At 68.1% G+C, this 17,345-nt stretch carries 13 protein-coding genes and 2 tRNA genes; 8 read left to right on the top strand and 7 right to left on the bottom strand.

The features are described from left to right. Positions 1-367: 367 nt before the first annotated feature. The 4 genes from MFF40_RS05020 to fabF all read left to right on the top strand — a co-directional run bounded on the left by MFF40_RS05020 (position 368) and on the right by fabF (position 6,712). Positions 368-1,453, top strand: coding sequence for an efflux RND transporter periplasmic adaptor subunit (locus MFF40_RS05020; RefSeq protein WP_238259837.1), 1,086 nt, complete (start codon positions 368-370; stop codon positions 1,451-1,453). After that, positions 1,450-4,557, top strand: a complete 3,108-nt coding sequence (locus tag MFF40_RS05025; RefSeq protein WP_147853384.1) for an efflux RND transporter permease subunit — start codon at positions 1,450-1,452, stop codon at positions 4,555-4,557. The genes MFF40_RS05020 and MFF40_RS05025 overlap by 4 nt, the downstream gene beginning before the upstream one ends. A 177-nt stretch (positions 4,558-4,734) precedes the next feature. Continuing rightward, positions 4,735-5,283, top strand: coding sequence for a TetR/AcrR family transcriptional regulator (locus tag MFF40_RS05030; protein ID WP_147853383.1), 549 nt, complete (start codon positions 4,735-4,737; stop codon positions 5,281-5,283). 139 nt (positions 5,284-5,422) lie between these two features. Next, positions 5,423-6,712 (top strand): beta-ketoacyl-ACP synthase II, encoded by a 1,290-nt coding sequence (fabF, locus tag MFF40_RS05035; protein WP_378995463.1) that lies wholly within the window; start codon positions 5,423-5,425, stop codon positions 6,710-6,712. A gap of 262 nt (positions 6,713-6,974) precedes the next feature. Here fabF and MFF40_RS05040 read toward each other — a convergent pair. After that, positions 6,975-7,048, bottom strand: a tRNA-Gln gene (locus MFF40_RS05040). A 167-nt stretch (positions 7,049-7,215) separates the two neighbouring features. Here MFF40_RS05040 and MFF40_RS05045 point away from each other — a divergent pair. The 3 genes from MFF40_RS05045 (at position 7,216) to MFF40_RS05055 (ending at position 11,472) form a co-directional block, all read left to right on the top strand. Further along, positions 7,216-7,305 (top strand) — tRNA-Ser (locus MFF40_RS05045). A 216-nt stretch (positions 7,306-7,521) separates the two neighbouring features. Beyond that, complete coding sequence (locus MFF40_RS05050; RefSeq protein WP_238259838.1) at positions 7,522-9,609, top strand: tetratricopeptide repeat protein; 2,088 nt, start codon at positions 7,522-7,524, stop codon at positions 9,607-9,609. Between the two features lie 669 nt (positions 9,610-10,278). After that, the gene (locus tag MFF40_RS05055) at positions 10,279-11,472 is read left to right on the top strand and encodes a flagellin N-terminal helical domain-containing protein (protein ID WP_147896672.1); all 1,194 of its coding nucleotides are present in this window, start codon (positions 10,279-10,281) and stop codon (positions 11,470-11,472) included. A gap of 91 nt (positions 11,473-11,563) precedes the next feature. Here MFF40_RS05055 and MFF40_RS05060 read toward each other — a convergent pair whose 3' ends face one another. Next, positions 11,564-13,879: a Tex family protein gene (locus MFF40_RS05060; protein ID WP_147896671.1), complete on the bottom strand. Its 2,316-nt coding sequence runs from the start codon at positions 13,877-13,879 to the stop codon at positions 11,564-11,566. 350 nt (positions 13,880-14,229) lie between these two features. On the opposite strand from MFF40_RS05060, the gene MFF40_RS05065 reads away from it, so the two are divergent. Continuing rightward, the gene (locus MFF40_RS05065) at positions 14,230-14,430 is read left to right on the top strand and encodes a hypothetical protein (RefSeq protein WP_147853379.1); all 201 of its coding nucleotides are present in this window, start codon (positions 14,230-14,232) and stop codon (positions 14,428-14,430) included. An 11-nt stretch (positions 14,431-14,441) separates the two neighbouring features. Here the strand turns inward: MFF40_RS05065 and MFF40_RS05070 are convergent, their stop codons facing one another. The 5 genes from MFF40_RS05070 to MFF40_RS05090 all read right to left on the bottom strand — a co-directional run bounded on the left by MFF40_RS05070 (position 14,442) and on the right by MFF40_RS05090 (position 17,246). Further along, on the bottom strand, positions 14,442-14,600 hold the full coding sequence (locus MFF40_RS05070; RefSeq protein WP_238259839.1) for a hypothetical protein: 159 nt from the start codon (positions 14,598-14,600) through the stop codon (positions 14,442-14,444). Positions 14,601-14,767: 167 nt separating this feature from the next. Then, positions 14,768-15,166: a (R)-mandelonitrile lyase gene (locus tag MFF40_RS05075; RefSeq protein ID WP_238259840.1), complete on the bottom strand. Its 399-nt coding sequence runs from the start codon at positions 15,164-15,166 to the stop codon at positions 14,768-14,770. Between the two features lie 33 nt (positions 15,167-15,199). Next, the gene (locus MFF40_RS05080; protein ID WP_238259841.1) at positions 15,200-15,946 is read right to left on the bottom strand and encodes an SDR family NAD(P)-dependent oxidoreductase; all 747 of its coding nucleotides are present in this window, start codon (positions 15,944-15,946) and stop codon (positions 15,200-15,202) included. A 120-nt stretch (positions 15,947-16,066) separates the two neighbouring features. Continuing rightward, the gene (locus MFF40_RS05085) at positions 16,067-16,981 is read right to left on the bottom strand and encodes a LysR family transcriptional regulator (protein ID WP_147853376.1); all 915 of its coding nucleotides are present in this window, start codon (positions 16,979-16,981) and stop codon (positions 16,067-16,069) included. A gap of 43 nt (positions 16,982-17,024) precedes the next feature. Next, complete coding sequence (locus MFF40_RS05090) at positions 17,025-17,246, bottom strand: DUF6894 family protein (RefSeq protein WP_238259842.1); 222 nt, start codon at positions 17,244-17,246, stop codon at positions 17,025-17,027. Between the last annotated feature and the right edge of the window lie 99 nt (positions 17,247-17,345).

Genomic DNA, 17,345 nt, shown 5'->3' on the forward strand with positions numbered 1-17,345 from the left:
CAGCCTTCGACGTCCCAGGCGCTCCGCGCCGACGCTCGGCCGAGGCTCCCGACGGCTTCGCTTGAAGGCGAACTGCCGGCCGGTCCAATACCGCCAAACGAGGTAGGCCGTTCCAGCCGGCCCCGCGCTGCGCGCCGAAGATAGGGAGGCGCCCCGAATTTGGGACGGACGGATGCACGCCGCCGTGGTCGGTGTGGACCGACTCCACCCTGCTCGCCAGCGTCGGTGCGATCGGCGGGTGGGACCGACCAGTGAATCAAACCGAGCCCCGGCCAGGATCCCGGTTCCGCCATTGACGAAAGCACGCCCGCACAATAGATGATGACAATCATTTTTGTGAAGGATCGGATCGATGTGGAGGCGGGCCATGGACGTGAGATGGATGCTCGCGCTTTCCGCATCGGCGCTGGTGGGCTGCTCGCCGGCCGAGACTGCCGTGCCTCAGGAACCTCCGCTGGTGCAGACCGTCGAGGTCGCCCCGGGAACGAAGGGGGTCGTGCGCTACACCGGCGTCGTCCGGGCCCGCACGGAGAGCAATCTCGGTTTCCGGGTCGGCGGCAAGATCTTCGAGCGCCTCGTCGACCCGGGGGATCACGTCCGGCTCGGGCAGCCCCTGATGCGTCTCGACCGGACCGACTTCACCCTGGCGCTCAACGCGGCGCGGGCGTCCGTCGAGGCCGCGCGCGCCCAGATGATCAAGGCCAAGGCCGACGAGGAGCGCAGCCGCAAGCTGGTCGGCGACGGCTGGACCTCGAAGCAGACCTACGATCAGAACAAGGCGGCGGCGGATGCCGCCATCGCCCAGTTCGCCAACGCCGAGGCCCAGGCGAGCCAGGTCTCCAACCAGGCCGGCTACTCCGAACTCCAGGCGGATGCCGATGGCGTCGTCATGGAGGTTCCGACCGAACCCGGTCAGGTGGTCGCCGCCGGCCAGACCGTCGTCAAGCTGGCGCGCGATGGTGCCCGCGAGGCGGAGGTGTTCCTGCCGGAGGCGAGCCGCCACCTGGCACGGGGCACCGCCTCGGCGACGCTCTACGCCGAGGGCGAGACGACCTATCCGGCGCGGCTGCGCGAACTGTCGGCCACCGCCGACGCGGCCACCCGGACTTACCGGGCGCGCTACATCCTGTCCGGCGGCGGCGAGGATGCGCCGCTGGGCGCGACCGTGACGCTCCGGCTCAAGCCGGCGGAAACCGGACGTTCCGCATCGGTCGAGGTGCCTCTCGGGGCCCTGTTCGACCTGGGGCAGGGCTCGGCCGTCTGGAAGTTCGATGCCGGCACGAAGACGGTTTCCGCCCAACCGGTCTCTGTCGCCCGCATGTCCGAGGAAGATGCCGAGGTCGTGTCCGGCCTCAGCCCCGGCGACCGCATCGTGTCGCTCGGCGCGCATCTCCTGAAGGCCGGAGAGACCGTGCGCCAAGCGCCCCCGAGCCTGACGGGAGTCGCCCGATGACCGGCTTCAACCTCTCAGCCCTGGCGGTCCGCGAGCGGGCCGTCACGCTCTTCCTCATCATCGCGGTGACGGCCGCCGGCTTCTTCGCTTTCCAGAAGCTCGGCCGCGCCGAGGATCCGGCCTTCACGGTCAAGACGATGGCCGTCTCGGCCTCATGGCCCGGCGCCACCACCGACGAGATGCAGCGGCAGGTGGCCGACCCCCTGGAGAAGCGCCTGCAGGAACTCGTCTACTACGACCGCGTCGAGACCACGGTTCGGCCGGGCCTCATGCTGATGAAGGTCTACTTCAAGGACAGCATGCCGCCGGCCAAGCTCCAGTCGGAGTTCTATCAGGCCCGCAAGAAGCTGTCCGACCAGGCGTCCACCCTGCCGCGTGGTGTGATGGGGCCGCTGTTCAACGACGAGTTCTCGGACGTCTACTTCGCGCTCTACGCCCTCCAGGCCCAGGGTCTGCCGCACCGGAACCTCGTGCTGAAGGCCGAAGATCTGCGCCAGCGCCTGCTGCGGGTGCCGGGGATCGAGAAGATCAACATCCTGGGCGAGCAGGCGCAGAAGATCTTCGTCGAGATCTCCTATCAGCGCCTCGCGACGCTCGGCATCACTGGCCAGCAGCTCCTGACCGCTCTGGCCAACCAGAACGACGTGACCCCGGCAGGCTTCGTCGAGACCGCCGGACCCCGGGTCTACCTGCGCCTCGACGGTGCCATCGACAGCTTGGACGTCCTGCGAAACCTGCCCGTGAGTGCGGGCGACCGCAGCCTCAAGCTCGGCGACATCGCCGAGGTGAAACGCGGCTACGAGGATCCGAAGGTCTTCGCGATCCGCAACGACGGCGAACCGGCCCTGATGCTCGGCCTCGTGATGAAGCCCGGCTTCAACGGGTTGCAGCTCGGCGAAGCGTTGAACGCCGAGGAGGTGGCGATCCACCACGCGTTGCCGACAGGCATCACGTTCACGAAGATCACCGACCAGGCCAAGGTGATCGACGAGGCCATCCACGAGTTCATGGTGAAGTTCTTCACGGCGCTGTCCGTGGTCATCGTGGTCAGCCTCGTCGCCCTCGGGTTCAGGGTCGGCATCGTCGTGGCGCTCGCCGTTCCGATCACACTCGCGGCCGTGTTCGTGGTGATGATGGTCACCGGGCGGGATTTCGACCGCATCACCCTCGGGGCTCTGATCATCTCGCTCGGCCTGCTCGTGGACGACGCCATCATCGCCATCGAGATGATGGTGGTGCGCATGGAGGAGGGCGCCGACCGCATCGAGGCGGCCACCCATGCCTGGAGCGCCACCGCCGCGCCGATGCTTACCGGCACGCTCGTCACCATCGCGGGGTTCCTGCCCGTGGGCTTCGCCGCCTCCACGGCGGGCGAATACGCCGGCAACATCTTCTGGGTGGTCGGCTTCTCGCTGATCATCTCGTGGATCGTGGCCGTGACCTTCACGCCCTATCTCGGCGTCAAGCTCCTGCCCAATATCAAGACGGTGGAAGGCGGCCACGCGGCAATCTACGCCACGAGGAACTACCAGCGCCTGCGTCGGATCGTGCGGGCCTCCGTCGATCACAAGTGGATGGCGGCCGGCATCACCGTGGCGCTGTTCGCGGTGGCGGTGGTCGGCATGGGCAAGGTCGAGAAGCAGTTCTTCCCCAACTCGGAGCGCCCGGAACTCATCGTCGAGGTGACCCTGCCGACGGGCGCGGCCTTCGCGACCACCGAGGCCAGCGTGAAGAAGGTCGAGGCGGCCGTGCGTCAGCTGCCCGAGGCGCGCGAGATCACCAGCTACATCGGCCAGGGCATGCCCCGCTTCGTGCTGTCCTTCGACCCGGAGCTGCCCGACCCCGCCTTCGCGCAGATCGTGGTGCAGACCGCCGACGCCGCAGCCCGTGACGCCCTTCGGCTCAAGGTCCGCAAGCTCGTGAGCGACGGCCTCTTCCCCGAGGCGCGCGTGCGCGTGCTGCAGATCGTGTTCGGGCCGCCCATCCGCTTTCCGGTCGCCTTCCGCGTGGTGGGGCCGGATCTCGACGTCATCCGCGGCATCGCGGCCGAGGTCGCCGAGGCCATGGCCTCCAACCCGAACATGCGGCTCGTGCACCTGGACTGGGGTGACAAGACCCCGAGCCTGCACCTCGTCCTCGACCAGGAGCGCCTGCGCCTGATCGGCCTGACCCCGAAGGAGGCTGGCCAGCAACTGCAGAGCTACCTCAACGGGACGCCCGCGACCCAGGTCCGCGAGAACCTGCGCTCCGTCGACGTGCTCCTGCGCAGCCCCGGCCCGGAGCGTCGCTCGCTCGGCGAGATCGGCGACCTCACGCTGGCCACCCATGACGGGCGCCAGGTGCCACTGTCCCAGGTGGCGCATCTGGAGAGCCGCAACGAGGATGCGGTGCTCAAGCGCTACAATCGCGAGACCTACATCCGGGTGCAGGGCGACGTGCTCGACGGCAAGCAGCCGCCGGACATCCACGCGCAGGTGCTGCCGCTCCTCGACCCGATCAAGGCGAAGCTGCCGCCGGGCTACCGGATCGACACGGCCGGTGCCGTGGAGGAGAGCGCGAAGGCGATGAACGCACTGGTGGCGGTCTTCCCCCTGATGCTGATCGTGACGCTGACGGTCATCATGCTGCAGGTCCGGTCGTTCTCGACCATGTTCATGGTGTTCGCGACCGCGCCGCTGGGTCTCGTCGGGGCGGTGCCCACGCTGTTGATCTTCCAGCAGCCCTTCGGGTTCAACGCGATCCTGGGATTGATCGCGTTGTCGGGGATCCTGATGCGCAATACGCTGATCCTGGTGGATCAAATCCATCACGACCGGGCCTCCGGCCTATCGGACTACGAGGCTATCGTGGAATCCACCGTGCGGCGGGCGCGGCCCGTGATCCTCACGGCGGCTGCCGCGATGCTGGCCTTCATCCCGCTGACGCACTCGGTGTTCTGGGGGGCGCTCGCCTACGTCCTGATCGGCGGCGTCGGCGTAGGCACGCTCCTGACGCTGCTGTTCCTGCCGGCGCTCTACGCCCTGTGGTTCCGGGTGGCCCGGGAACCCCGCACGGACAGCGCCGCCGCCGGCTCCGGCGCATTGCCGATCCGGTCCGAGGCGTAGCCCGGACTTCGCGGACCGCGCGTTCTGCATCGAAGGCGCGGTCGATCGAAATTCTCGATCCGCGTCGTCGGGCGCGCCGCTCGGTTGCCGGACCCCATCGACGGGTAACCGGTCACGCCCTTTTTTAGATGATCAGACGCATCTATATCGGTAGCAGGAACGCCGAAGGATCAGGTCATGCCCAGAGTTTCCCAAGAGCAGGCCAAGCTCAACCGCCGCCGCGTCGTCGAGGTCGCCGCGGCACTGTTTCGGGAACGGGGCCTCCACGGCGTCGGGGTGGCCGACATCATGGCGTCGGCCGGCCTGACTCATGGCGGGTTCTACGGTCAGTTCTCCAACAAGGAGGCCCTTGCCGCCGAGGCGTTCGACAGCGCGCGCGCGGGCTCCAAGGAGCGCCTCGGAAGTCTGGATGACCTCATCGCGAACTACCTGTCCCTCGGGCACGTCCAGACGCCCGGTAAAGGCTGTCCGCTCGCGGCCCTGGCGAACGACGTCGCGCGCGAGCCGATCGGCAGCCCCGTCCGGGCCCGGTTCACCGACGGCGTCCGGTATTTGGCCGACATCCTCGCCGGCCTGACGCCCATGGCAGCCAAGGAGCGCCGTAGGCAACGGTCCCTGGCGACGCTGTCGACGATCGTCGGCGCCGTCGTGTTGGCGCGGGCGGTCGACGACGAGGCTCTCGCGAGCGAACTGATCCAGGCGGCGCAGTCTGCCGTCACCGGATGACGTCCACCAGGCCGGCACGGCCCGCATCTCCCGCACGTGCGTCCTCTTCGCCTGAACGCGCGACCGTACCGCTCCTGCCGGGATCCGCATGTGCCGTGCGCCGTCCGCGGCATACCCAGAACTCCGCGAGAGGATGAAGATGCGCGAACGGATCGTGGTCACGGGAATGGGCGTCGTCTCCCCGCTCGGCTGCAGCGTCGAAGGAATGTGGCGCCGGCTCGTCGCATCGGAATCCGGCTTGCGGCGCTTGCCGGACGACCTCGTCCCCGACATCGATGCGAAGGTTGCCGGGCTCGTGCCGTCCCGGGATGAGGATCCGGACGGGTTCGATCCGGGCGCCCTCATCCCGGTCAAGGACCTCCGCAAGATGGACCGGTTCATCCAGTTCACGCTGACGGCCGCGGAACAGGCGCTTCGGCAGTCGGGCTGGAAACCCTCCAGCGAGCGGGAGCGGGTCCGCACCGCGACCATCGTGGCCTCCGGCATCGGGGGCTTCCAGACCATTACGGACGCCGTGGAGACCGTGCGCACCCGCGGTGCGCAGCGCCTGTCGCCGTTCACGGTGCCGGCCTTCCTGGTCAACCTGGCCGCCGGCCATGTCTCCATCCGCTACGGCTTCAAGGGACCGCTCGGGGCTCCCGTCACCGCCTGCGCGGCGAGTGTCCAAGCCATCGGAGATGCCATGCGCCTCATTCGCGCCGGCGAGGCCGATGTCGTCGTCTGCGGCGGTGCCGAAGCTTGCGTCACACGCGTCGCGCTCGGCGGCTTCGCCGCCGCGCGCAGCCTCTCGACGGCCTTCAACGACACGCCAGCCACAGCGTCGCGGCCGTTCGACCGAAGCCGCGACGGCTTCGTCATGGGCGAGGGCGCCGGCATCCTCGTGCTGGAAACGCTGACGCACGCGCAGGCGCGTGGCGCGGTCCCGCTGGCCGAACTGGTCGGGTACGGCACAAGCGCCGACGCCTACCACCTCACCGCCGGCCCCGCGGATGGCAGCGGCGCCCGCCAGGCGATCACCACGGCCCTGGCCATGGCAGGGTTGGAGCCCGCCGCCATCGGCTACGTCAACGCGCACGCGACCGCGACATCGGTCGGCGATTCGGGGGAGCTGGCGGCACTCAGGTCCGTCTTCGCCGAGGACGGACCGGCCATTTCCTCGACGAAGTCCGCGACCGGTCACCTCCTCGGTGCCGCCGGCGGGCTGGAGGCGATCATCACGGTGCAGGCATTGCGCGAAGGAATCTTGCCGCCCACCCTCAATCTGACCGATCCCGACGAGGGCGCGACAGGCCTGGATCTCATCGGACCGGAGGCTCGGCACACCACCGTGGACTACGCGCTCTCGAACGGTTTCGGGTTCGGTGGCGTGAACGCCAGCATCATCCTCAAGCGGATGAGCGCCGTTCGGGAGTTGACGTCCGGATACTGATATTTCGAGGAGAGATACCAGGGTGTTTGGAGCTTACTCCAATCTCAGCTAAATTGAGCCGAGGAATAAGGGGTCTACGATGCTGTGACCGGGGAGCGAGGCACCATGAACAAGGACTTCGTGTTCCAGCGGTATCGCGCGTAAGTCAGCCCGCGTTGCGCTGCAGGCGGTGGCAAACCTGCACATGTTGTCAAACCGGCTGCTGAGCGCATTCAGGCAACGAAAAACCCGCCAAGTCACTGACCGGGCGGGCTGAATTCGATGGCTGGGGGACCTGGATTCGAACCAGGACTAGAGGAGTCAGAGTCCACCGTTCTACCGTTAAACTATCCCCCATCGCGTCTGTCGGCCCAAGGTCGGCGCAACCGAGCAACGTCCGCGCCGACGTGTCGGCTCAGGCGTGGGCGGTGAGATAGGCGGAATGCGGAGACAGGTCAACCGCTCGTTCTGCGGTTGACGCGGCGCCCGGGGCCGCCATAACCGGTGTGCCGCAGGCGCGGCCGGGAAGGGTGGCCGAGTGGTTTAAGGCAGCGGTCTTGAAAACCGCCGTGGGGGCAACTCTACCGTGGGTTCGAATCCCACCCCTTCCGCCACCGTGCCTGCCTGCGAAGTGGACCCTCGACACCGGACATACGTTGCACTGGCTCGCTCGGCGGATCCGATGTGGTCCGATACGCACGATAAAGCTGTTCAGGGCCGGATTTACGCGGCCTTAACGATGCATTCGCAATCTCCGCGCGACGGGAGGGCGCGGAATGCTCGATCAGTATGGCGGGCGGGCACGCGGTGCTGCGTCGGGGGCGGCTGCCATGCGCAGCCTCACGAAGGCTCGGGACCATCGCGCCTCGGGGCGATTCGATCGGGCCGAGTCCAGCCTGCGCCGCGTGCTTGATGCCGAGCCCAATCATCCCGAAGCGCATTACGAACTCGGCCAGATCGCAGCCAGCCGCGCGCCCGAAAAGGCCGTGACCCATTTCGTCGCGGCGCTGCGAGGTGCCCCGGAGCGGCCGGGCTACTGGCTGGCGCTCGCCACAGCGTTGCTGGCCGTCGAACGGCAGCCCGATGCGCGAGCGATCCTGGAGCGCTACAAGGCGCAGGGTTTCGGGCGTGAGGCGCAACCGCTCGACGCCGCCTTCATGGAGCGTACCTTCGCGGCGGCGCAGATCCGCTACGACCAGCGCGAGTTCCGTCCGGCGGAGGCCCTGCTCGACCTGGTTCTGCTCCTCGACGACAGCCACGCCCACGCGACCTATCTCGCCGGCGCCATCGCGGCCCGGACGAACCGGCCGGAGCTGGCCTACGACCTGATCAGCATCGCGCTCTACCGCGAGCCGAAGAACCCGCTGTTCTTCAGCGGGCTCAGCTCGGTCCTGACCAACCGCGGCGACCATGACGGCGCCATCTCGGCACTCGAGAAGGCCCTCGAACTCGATCCCGATCTCGCGATTGCCCATGCCAACATCGCCGGGGTCTATCAACGGCGCTTCCGGTACGGCGAGGCCTTGCAGCATGCCGAGCGGGCGATCGTGCTCGAGCCCGGGAATGCCGGCGCGCACAGCAACCGCGGCAGCGCCCTGCTGGCCCTCGGGCGCCTGGGCGAGGCCGTGGAGGCGTTCGACCGCGCCCTCGGTCTCGACCCGTCGAAGCTGTTCGTCGCCTCCAACCGCCTGTTCGCAAAGCTCTACGCTGCGGATATTCCGCACACGGAATACGCCGAAGACGCGCTGGCCTATGGCCGCCGCTACGCGGATCCGCTGCTGCGCCGCCGCCCCTTCGCCAACGATCGCGACCCCGAGCGCCGGCTGCGCATCGGTTTCATCTCTGGCGATTTCTGCAACCACGCGCTGGTCCGCTTCTTCGAGCCGTACCTGTGCGCCGCCGACCGGGAGGCCTTCTCGATACAGGCCTACATGACCCACGCGAGCGAGGACGCGGTCTCCGAGCGGCTCAAGCCGCTGTTCGACGGCTGGACCAACCTCGCCTGCCTGGACGACGACGCCGCGGCTGACAGGATCGAGGCCGACCGGATCGACATCCTGGTCGATCTCTCCGGGCATAGCGCCGGCAACCGTCTGCTCGTGTTCGCCCGCAAGCCCGCGCCCGTCCAAGTCACCTGGATCGGGCATCCCGGCACCACCGGCCTCTCCGCCATCGACTATCGCCTGACCGACCCGATCACGGACCCGCCCGGCCTGGCCGAGCCCCTGCACGCGGAGCGCCTCTGGCGCCTGCCGCGGGTCACGGCGACCTATAGGGGCGTCGACGACCTGCCACCCGTCCGCGAGCGCGCGCCTTTCGAGGATGCGGGATACATCACCTTCGGGTGCTTCAACCGCCTGACCAAGGTGTGCGACGCGGCCCTGAAGACCTGGGCCGACATCCTGCTGGCGGTGCCTGACGCGCGTCTGTTCATGGTGGTGGGCGACATCGGGACCGTGGAAGTCCGCGAGGCGGTCGATAAGCGCCTCGCCGCAGCCGGGATGCCCCTCGATCGGGTGAACTTCCAGCCGCGCGTGAACAGCGGCTATCACGAACTCTACCACAGGGTGGATATCGCCCTGGATCCGTACCCGTACAACGGCGGCACCACGAGCTACGACACCCTGTCGATGGGGGTACCGTTCGTGACCCTGCGTGGCGCACACGCGGCGGCACGCACCGGGGTCTCGGTGCTCACGGCGATGGACCTTCCCGATCTGATCGCCGACACCGAGGACGCCTACGTGGCGATCGCCCGAGACCTGGCGACGAATCCGGAGCGCCTTCGCGCGATCCGGAACGGCCTTCGCGAGCGTCTGCATGGCAGCGCGCTCATGGACCACGCCAGCTTGGCCGAGGATGTCGCGACGGCGTTCCGGGGCATGTGGCGCGACTGGCTGTCCGGCGCGCAGGTCTGACGGCACAGCCGGCAGCGGGCTTCTCCGATGGCCGGCTGACGATCCGGGTCTCCGGTCCCGCGTGACGGCCGCATTGCGACGAGGCGCCCTCCCGTCCTGCAATGCAGCGATGATCGGGATGGACCGGTCACCCTATGTGGCGCTGAGTGCCTGCGCGCGCGGCCCGAGGTCCTGGATTCGAACCGTTCGCCGATGCCGAACCGGTATGCTTCTCAACGGCGAGCGCTCTGAGATCGAACTGTTCGAAGCGCATGCCGTGCACTCGCTGGTCGTTCAGACGGGCCGCCAATGGCTCACGACAGCACGCCTGTGACGGACCAGAGCGTCAGGAGGCGACGTTCGGATTTGCGGTAATCTGGGAATGATATCCAGAGCAATAACGGAAACGGTCTACGGCGTCTCCAAGTGCGAAAACAAACAACATTCTGAACATAGTCGCCCGAGGATGGTGCTTATTGCCGCAACGATTTTGGAGTTCTGACTTCGCGATCACAGTATTCGATCCAAATATCTGAAAATACCGCCCGCGTTCAATCTCGGATAAATATTTTTAACCATGCCGCGCAGATACATTTTTTGAGAGATCGAATTAATATCTCGGCAAGCGGTTGGGCGATACATCGCAGGAGCCGCCAATAAGACGGCTTCTCGATCAAAAGGATCGTCCCGATGTCTTCCAGCGTCACCCTCACCGCCGCCACCCGCCAGAACCTGCTCTCCCTGCAGGACACGGCTTCGCTGACCGCGACCACTCAGAACCGGCTCTCCACCGGCCTGAAGGTCTCCTCGGCCCTCGACAACCCGGTGAGCTTCTTCACCTCCCAGTCCCTCAGCCAGCGCTCGGGCGATCTCGGCAACCTGCTCGACGGTATCTCGAACGGGATCCAGTCGATCCAGGCCGCCAACCAGGGCATCACCTCGATCCAAAAGCTGGTCGATCAGGCCAAGTCGGTCGCCAACCAGGCGCTGTCCACGCAGATCACCACCACCGGCACCGCCTCGACCGCCTACTCGGCCCCGGCCACCGCCACCACCTTGAACCTCTACGTGAACGGCTCGGCGACTACCGTCGCGCTGGCCACGACCGACACCCTCGACCAGGCCCTGACCAAGCTCAACACCGCGGTCGGCGCCGGCAGCTTCTCGAAGAGCACGGACGGCACCAAGATCGTGATGAACGCGTCCTCGGACGTGGAATTCAAGACCTCGGCCGACCAGACGGCGCTCGGTTTCTCGGGCGGCACGGCGTCCTCCGGCCCGACCTACGGCACCACCGCCGCGGCCGGCCAGAGTTCGGACCTCAGCGTGTCGGGTGTGACGGCCCGGGCGACGCTCGCCTCGCAGTACAACAGCCTGCTGACCCAGATCGATCAGCTCGCCGGCGATTCGAGCTTCAACGGCACGAACCTGATCAACGGCAAGGGCGACAACAACAACCTGACGATCAACTTCAACCCGAAGGGCAACTCGAACCTCACGGTCAGCGCGACCGACGAGACCTCGAGCGGTCTGGGGCTGACCTCGATCACCAGCACCTCGGCGAAGACGTCGACGATCGGGCAGGGCAACTTCCTGCTCAATTCCGACATCAACACGACGCTGGGCAAGTTGACGACCGCCTCCAGCCAGCTGCGCACCGACGCCTCGACCTTCGGTTCGAACCTGTCGGTGGTGCAGAACCGTCAGGACTTCAGCAAGAACCTGATCAACGTGCTCGATACCGGCGCGTCGAACCTGACCTCGGCCGATCTGAACCAGGAGGCTGCGAACTCGCAGGCCCTGTCCACCCGTCAGTCGCTGGGCATCTCGGCCCTGTCGCTGGCGAACCAGGCGCAGCAGGGTATCCTGCAGCTCCTGCGGTAAGCCTCGGCTCACGCACGATCGGAACGGCCGGGGCCTCGCCCCGGCCGTTTCCGTTCGTGCCGCGTCCGGTTCTGTCCGGACGAAGGCGTTCTCAGCTTCGCTTGCCGGGCGTCGTCCCCGCCCGGCGGAGCGCATCCGCGAGGGCGCCCCCGGTCTCCGCGGGTGGACCGGAGCGCATCCGCTTCGGGTCCGGCGCCGGTTCGCCGGGGCGCCGCACCGGCGAACCGGGCTCGATCGGGTCGTCGAGCCGCATCGACAGGGCGATGCGCTTGCGCGGGACATCGACGTTGAGCACCAGCACCCGGATCACCTCGCCGGTCCGGACCACCTCGGCGGGCGATGCGATGCGACGGCGCGCCATCGCCGAGATGTGGACGAGCCCGTCCTGGTGGACGCCAATATCCACGAAGGCGCCGAAGGCGGCGACGTTCGTCACGACGCCTTCGAGCTGCATGCCGGGGCGGAGGTCGCCGATGCTCTCGACACCCTCCTCGAAGCTCGCGGTCTTGAAGGCGGGGCGCGGATCGCGTCCGGGCTTCTCCAGCTCGCTGATGATGTCGCGCACGGTGGGGGTGCCGAAGCGAGCATCCGCGAAGGCTTCGGGGGAGAGCTGGCTCAGGGCCGCAGCGTTGCCCAGCAGCACACGGATGTCGCTCTTGGTCGCCTGCAGGATCCGGCGGACCACGGGGTAGGATTCCGGGTGGACGCCCGAGGCGTCGAGGGGATCGTCCCCGCCCTGGATGCGCAGGAATCCGGCAGCCAGCTCGAACGTCTTCGGGCCGAGGCCCTGGACCGCTTTGAGCGCCGTGCGCGTCCGGAACGCGCCGTTCGCGTCGCGATGCGCCACGATCCTGTCCGCCATCGACGTGCCGAGGCCGGAGACCTGTGCCAGCAGGGCCGGGGAGGCGGTGTTCACATCGACGCCCACCGCGTTCACCGCGTCCTCGACCACCGCTGAGAGCTGCCGCGACAGCTTCGCCTCGCTGATGTCGTGCTGGTACTGGCCGACACCGATCGATTTGGGATCGATCTTCACCAGTTCGGCGAGGGGATCCTGCAGTCGGCGGGCGATCGAGGCGGCACCGCGATGGGACACGTCGAGATCGGGCAGTTCCCGCGAGGCGATCTCCGAGGCCGAGTAGACCGAGGCGCCGGCCTCCGAGACCGTGACCTTGGCGAGCGTCAGGTCGGGATTGGCCGCCACGATCTCGGCGGCGAGCCGCTCGGTCTCCCGGGAGGCGGTACCGTTGCCGATGGCGATCAGCTCGACCTTGTGCGTGCGGCAGAGCCGTCCGAGGCTCGCGACCGCCTCCTTCCAGCGCCGCTGCGGCTCGTGCGGATAGGTGGTCTCCACCGCCACGATCCGCCCGGTCCGGTCCGCCACCGCGACCTTCACGCCGTTCCGGAAACCCGGATCGAGCCCCAACGTCGCCCGCCCGCCCGCGGGAGCTGCGAGCAGCAGATCCTTCAGGTTGCCGGCGAAGACCTTCACGGCCTCGTCCTCGGCGCGCTCGAACAGTCGGGTCCGCAGATCCTGCTTGATCCCGGTGCGGATCTTGGTGCGCCAGGCGACCCGCACGACGTCCAGCAGCCAGGCATCGGCCGGCCGGCCCCGCGCGGCGATGCGATGCCGGCTGCAGATCGCGGTCTCGAACGGGCCTGGGCGGCCGGGGTCCGATTCTTCACCGTCGGCGGTGAGGGCGACGTCCAGGATGCCTTCGCGTTCTCCGCGAAAGATCGCCAGGATCCTGTGCGAAGGCATCCGCTCCAGGCGCTCGCTCCATTCGAAGTAATCCGAGAACTTCGCGCCTTCCGCGACCTTATCCTTGCGGATCTTCGACGTTAGCTGGCCGCTCCGCCAGAAATCCGCGCGCAAGCGGCCAACCAGATCGGCATCCTCCGCGAGGTGCTCGATCAGGATGGCCCTGGCGCCCTCCAGCGCCGCCTCGGTGTCGGCGATGCCCGTCTCGGCGGACACGAACGCCGCGGCGGCGCGTTCGGGTGCGATCTCGGGCTTCGTCAGCAGCGCCTGGGCCAGAGGCTCGAGCCCGGCCTCCCGGGCGGTCTGCGCCTTGGAGCGGCGCTTCGGCTTGAATGGCAGGTAGAGGTCTTCGAGGCGCGCCTTGGTGTCGGCGGCGTCGAGGGCGGCGGCGAGCACCGGGGTCAGCTTCCCCTGGGCGCGCACGCTCGCCACGATGGCGGTGCGGCGGTCGTTGAGGTCGCGCAGGTAGACCAGCCGCTCGTCGAGCTTGCGCAACTGCGTGTCGTCGAGCCCCCCGGTATTCTCCTTGCGGTAGCGCGCGATGAACGGAACCGTCGCGCCGCCGTCGAGGAGCGCAACGGCGGCGGCGACCTGCGCCTCCCCAACCCCGAGTTCCTGGGCGATCAGCGCGGTCACGGATATCATGCGGGCTCCGACGGGCGAGGGGCGGGGCCCTGCCATAGCCTCCGCGCGGTCGGATGCAAGGCGCCGGGCGGCCGCCCCCCATTAGCGCTCGCGGCATTGCCGGCGGGGATGAAGTTCGGGACGCGCGATCGCTACGACGGATTGGCGATCGAACGCCCGAGATGCAGCAGCGCTAGCGTATCCCCAAACGCGTGCGGCGCCGTCGCCGCGCAAACATCTCCGGCGACGCTGCCCAGGGTCCGAGGCGCGAGGCTGAGCCGGTCGGCTGAGGATTCGTCGCCGCCCGTCATCACCCCGTCACCGATCGGTGCCGGAATCGGGGCGGCCTGTTCTGGACCGGCGAGCAGCCCATGCGCTTCGAGATCCGCGCCACCGACCGGACGCGCTGGACCTGGGTTCTCATGAACGAGACCGAGGAGCCGATAGCCGAGTCGCGGCGGGGCTTCCCGTCTCGGGCGCAGGCCACGGCGGCCGCGATGGCGTTCGCGCAGCTCGTTGCCCGGGCCGGACGTCATCTCGCCGGCGCTCCCCGGGCCAGCGGCTTCCTGTAGCGCGCCGGGCGTCAGTCGCGATGACGCAGCAATCCCATCACGCTCCAGCAGGCGATGAAGCAGCCGACGCCCATGGCGCCGAGGCAGCTGATGGTGCGCACCGGCTCCCCCCGGGCCAGCACGATGGCCAGGGCGAGGGGCAGCAGCAGGAACGCGAACACCAGGGTCATGGACAGCTCCGTTTGGGCTGAGCCGACCCTAGGTGCTGAATGGTTAATCAGCCCTCACGTGGGCCAATCCGACACCGCCGCGGATGTAGGGCCGGTCCGGCGACAGCGTGCGTGTCGAACAGAGCGCTCGGCTCCGAGCAACTCGGCCCGTGATGCGAGCAACCGCGTCACGGGCCGTGAAACGAGTCGTCGCCCACCTGTTCCAGCCAGGTCACGGCCTGGCCGTCCAACCGCTCCTGGATGGCGATATGGGTCATCGTCGTCGTCGCCGTGGCACCGTGCCAGTGCTTCTCGCCGGGCTCGAACCAGACCACGTCGCCCGGCGCGACCTCCGCGACCGTACCGCCCTCGCGCTGGACCCAACCGCGCCCGAAGGTCACGATCAGCGTCTGACCGAGGGGGTGCGTGTGCCACGCGGTTCGCGCACCTGGCTCGAAGGTCACGCTAGCGATGGCGACGCGTGCGGGATCGGGCGCGCTTTGGAGCGGGTCGATCCGTACCGTGCCGGTGAACCACTCGGACGGTCCCGGGCCCGACGGCTGGCTTCCGCTGCGCTTGATGTCCATTCGATCGATCCTCCGTCGTCGCGTAAACGTCCCTCAGAGCGACCAACCGCCATCGACCGAAATCGACGCACCGGTCACGAAGGCGCCGAGGTCGGAACACATCCACAAGACGGCTTCCGCAATCTCCTCGGGCTTACCCAGCCGCCCGACCGGCTCGAGGTCGATCGCCTTCTGGATATCGCCACCGGTGAAGCGGTCCATCATCGGCGTCGCTATGTTCCCGGGCAGGACGGCGTTCACCCGGATGTTCGATTTCGCATAATCGAGGGCGGCCGACTTGGTGAGCCCGATCAGGGCATGCTTGGAGGCGGCGTAGCTCGCCCCGCCCGCCACGCCCCGGATGCCGGCGCCGGACGCGGTGTTGACCACCACGCCGCCGCCCTGGCGCAGCATCTGCGCGATCTCGTGCTTCATGCACAGGAACGTGCCGCGCAGGTTGATGGCGATGATCCGGTCCCACGCGTCCAGGGCGATCTGGTGGACCGGAGCGGCCGTGTTCTCGACGCCGGCGTTGTTGAAGGCGCAGTCGAGCCTGCCGAATTGCTCGACGGTGGCGGCCACCGCGTTTTCCACGTCCTCCGGCACCGAGACGTCGCAGCGGATCGCCACTTCCTCACCGCCGCCCGCTTCGATCTCGCCGCGGAGCTGCTCCAGCGGAGCCTCCGTGCGGTCGGTGATCGCGACGCGCCCGCCCTCCTGCGCGAAGGCGAGCGCGGCGGCGCGGCCGATGCCGCTGGCTGCGCCCGTGATGAAGGCGACCTTCCCGGTGAAACTGCGCATGTCTCGATCTCTTCGCTGACCTCGATGAGGTGCTCGACGTAGACTCTGGAGGGGTCGCCGGTCAGCCGTCCCTTCCTCATCGGATCGATGAGTCGAACTCATCGCCGGGTGGCGCCACCTCTACAGGCCGAGCGGTTTCACCGCGCGGATCAGGTCCAGGAGGAGGCGCAATCCCGTCGGGAGTTGGCGGCGTCCGGGATAGTAGAGGTGGAACCCCGCGCCCGTCGGGGCCCAGTCCGCCAGCACGATGCGCAGGTCGCCTCGGGCGACGGCCGGTCCGACGCAGGGCTCCGGGAGATAGGCGAGGCCGCCGCCCGACATTGCGAGCGTCAGGGCGAACTGCGTGTTGTCGATCGTCACCGCGCCCGGAACGTCGAGCGCGAGCGCCTCGGATCCCTTCTCGAACTCCCACCGGTAGAGGCTCTCGTCGCCGAGGCGAATGCGCAGGCACCGGTGTGCCAAGAGGTCGGACGGATGGTCGGGCGTTCCATTCCGGTCGAGATAGCCAGGAGCGCCGACCACCACCCAGCGCAGATCGGCCGATAGGCGTTGCGCGACCATATCCTGGGGCACCGTTCCGCCATAGCGGATGCCCGCATCGGCCCCGGTCTCCACGACGTCGAGCAGATCGTTGGAGACCCGGACGTCGATCTCCACCCGCGGATGACGCGCTTGGAAGAGGGGCAGAACCGGCGCGAGCAGAAGCGTACTCGCATGTTCGAGCACGTTGAGGCGGATCCGCCCCGTTGCCTCTGCCGGCTCCCGGTGCCGGTTGAGCACGTCGAGGGCGCTCCCGATCGCCGCGAACGGTGCGTCGAGCGAAGCGAGCAGATCCTCGCCGGCCGCGGTCAGGGTCACGCTCCGGCTGGTGCGGTTGACGAGGCGGACGCCGAGGCGTGCCTCCATCGCCTTGAGCGCATGACTCAATGCTGACGCGCTGACGCCAAGCGCAAGGCCCGCCCGCCTGAAGCTACGGTGGCGTGCGATGGCGACGAAGGTTCCAAGGTCGGCGAGATCGGTCCGATTGATCCGCATCGTCTTGTCCCGGCAGCCGGCGGCCACCGTTCGGGATCGCGTTCTAGCCGGGCGCGATCCGCAGCGCGCAGATCTCCGCGCCGCTCTCGTCCGTGACCCAGAACCGCCAATTCGGGCTATCCCAGAACGCTCCGCCGAGATCCTTCAGCATTTCGGCGGCGGCGACCACCGCCTGGACACGAGCCGCGTTCTGGTCGGCAAGCTCCAGACCGTCATCGTCGAGGCTGGTCACGTGATCCTGGTAGTGAAAGTAGTAGCGCGGCATCGGCAAACCCCCGTGCAGTTCGAGCGGGAGTCCAGACGAGTCTCTCAGCCATCGGCGCTCGTGCGGTCAGCCGACGATACTCAATCCTACCAGTAACGC

The sequence above is a fragment of the Methylobacterium mesophilicum genome (assembly GCF_022179445.1).
GTDB classification, from domain to species: Bacteria; Pseudomonadota; Alphaproteobacteria; order Rhizobiales; family Beijerinckiaceae; genus Methylobacterium; species Methylobacterium mesophilicum.

Coding starts and splice junctions, on each gene's coding strand:
- MFF40_RS05020 (WP_238259837.1), top strand. CDS start 368: ATGGACGTGAGATGGATGCTCGCGCTTTCCGCATCGGCGCTGGTGGGC.
- MFF40_RS05025 (WP_147853384.1), top strand. CDS start 1,450: ATGACCGGCTTCAACCTCTCAGCCCTGGCGGTCCGCGAGCGGGCCGTC.
- MFF40_RS05030 (WP_147853383.1), top strand. CDS start 4,735: ATGCCCAGAGTTTCCCAAGAGCAGGCCAAGCTCAACCGCCGCCGCGTC.
- fabF (WP_378995463.1), top strand. CDS start 5,423: ATGCGCGAACGGATCGTGGTCACGGGAATGGGCGTCGTCTCCCCGCTC.
- MFF40_RS05050 (WP_238259838.1), top strand. CDS start 7,522: ATGCGCAGCCTCACGAAGGCTCGGGACCATCGCGCCTCGGGGCGATTC.
- MFF40_RS05055 (WP_147896672.1), top strand. CDS start 10,279: ATGTCTTCCAGCGTCACCCTCACCGCCGCCACCCGCCAGAACCTGCTC.
- MFF40_RS05060 (WP_147896671.1), bottom strand. CDS start 13,879: ATGATATCCGTGACCGCGCTGATCGCCCAGGAACTCGGGGTTGGGGAG.
- MFF40_RS05065 (WP_147853379.1), top strand. CDS start 14,230: ATGCGCTTCGAGATCCGCGCCACCGACCGGACGCGCTGGACCTGGGTT.
- MFF40_RS05070 (WP_238259839.1), bottom strand. CDS start 14,600: ATGACCCTGGTGTTCGCGTTCCTGCTGCTGCCCCTCGCCCTGGCCATC.
- MFF40_RS05075 (WP_238259840.1), bottom strand. CDS start 15,166: ATGGACATCAAGCGCAGCGGAAGCCAGCCGTCGGGCCCGGGACCGTCC.
- MFF40_RS05080 (WP_238259841.1), bottom strand. CDS start 15,946: ATGCGCAGTTTCACCGGGAAGGTCGCCTTCATCACGGGCGCAGCCAGC.
- MFF40_RS05085 (WP_147853376.1), bottom strand. CDS start 16,981: ATGCGGATCAATCGGACCGATCTCGCCGACCTTGGAACCTTCGTCGCC.
- MFF40_RS05090 (WP_238259842.1), bottom strand. CDS start 17,246: ATGCCGCGCTACTACTTTCACTACCAGGATCACGTGACCAGCCTCGAC.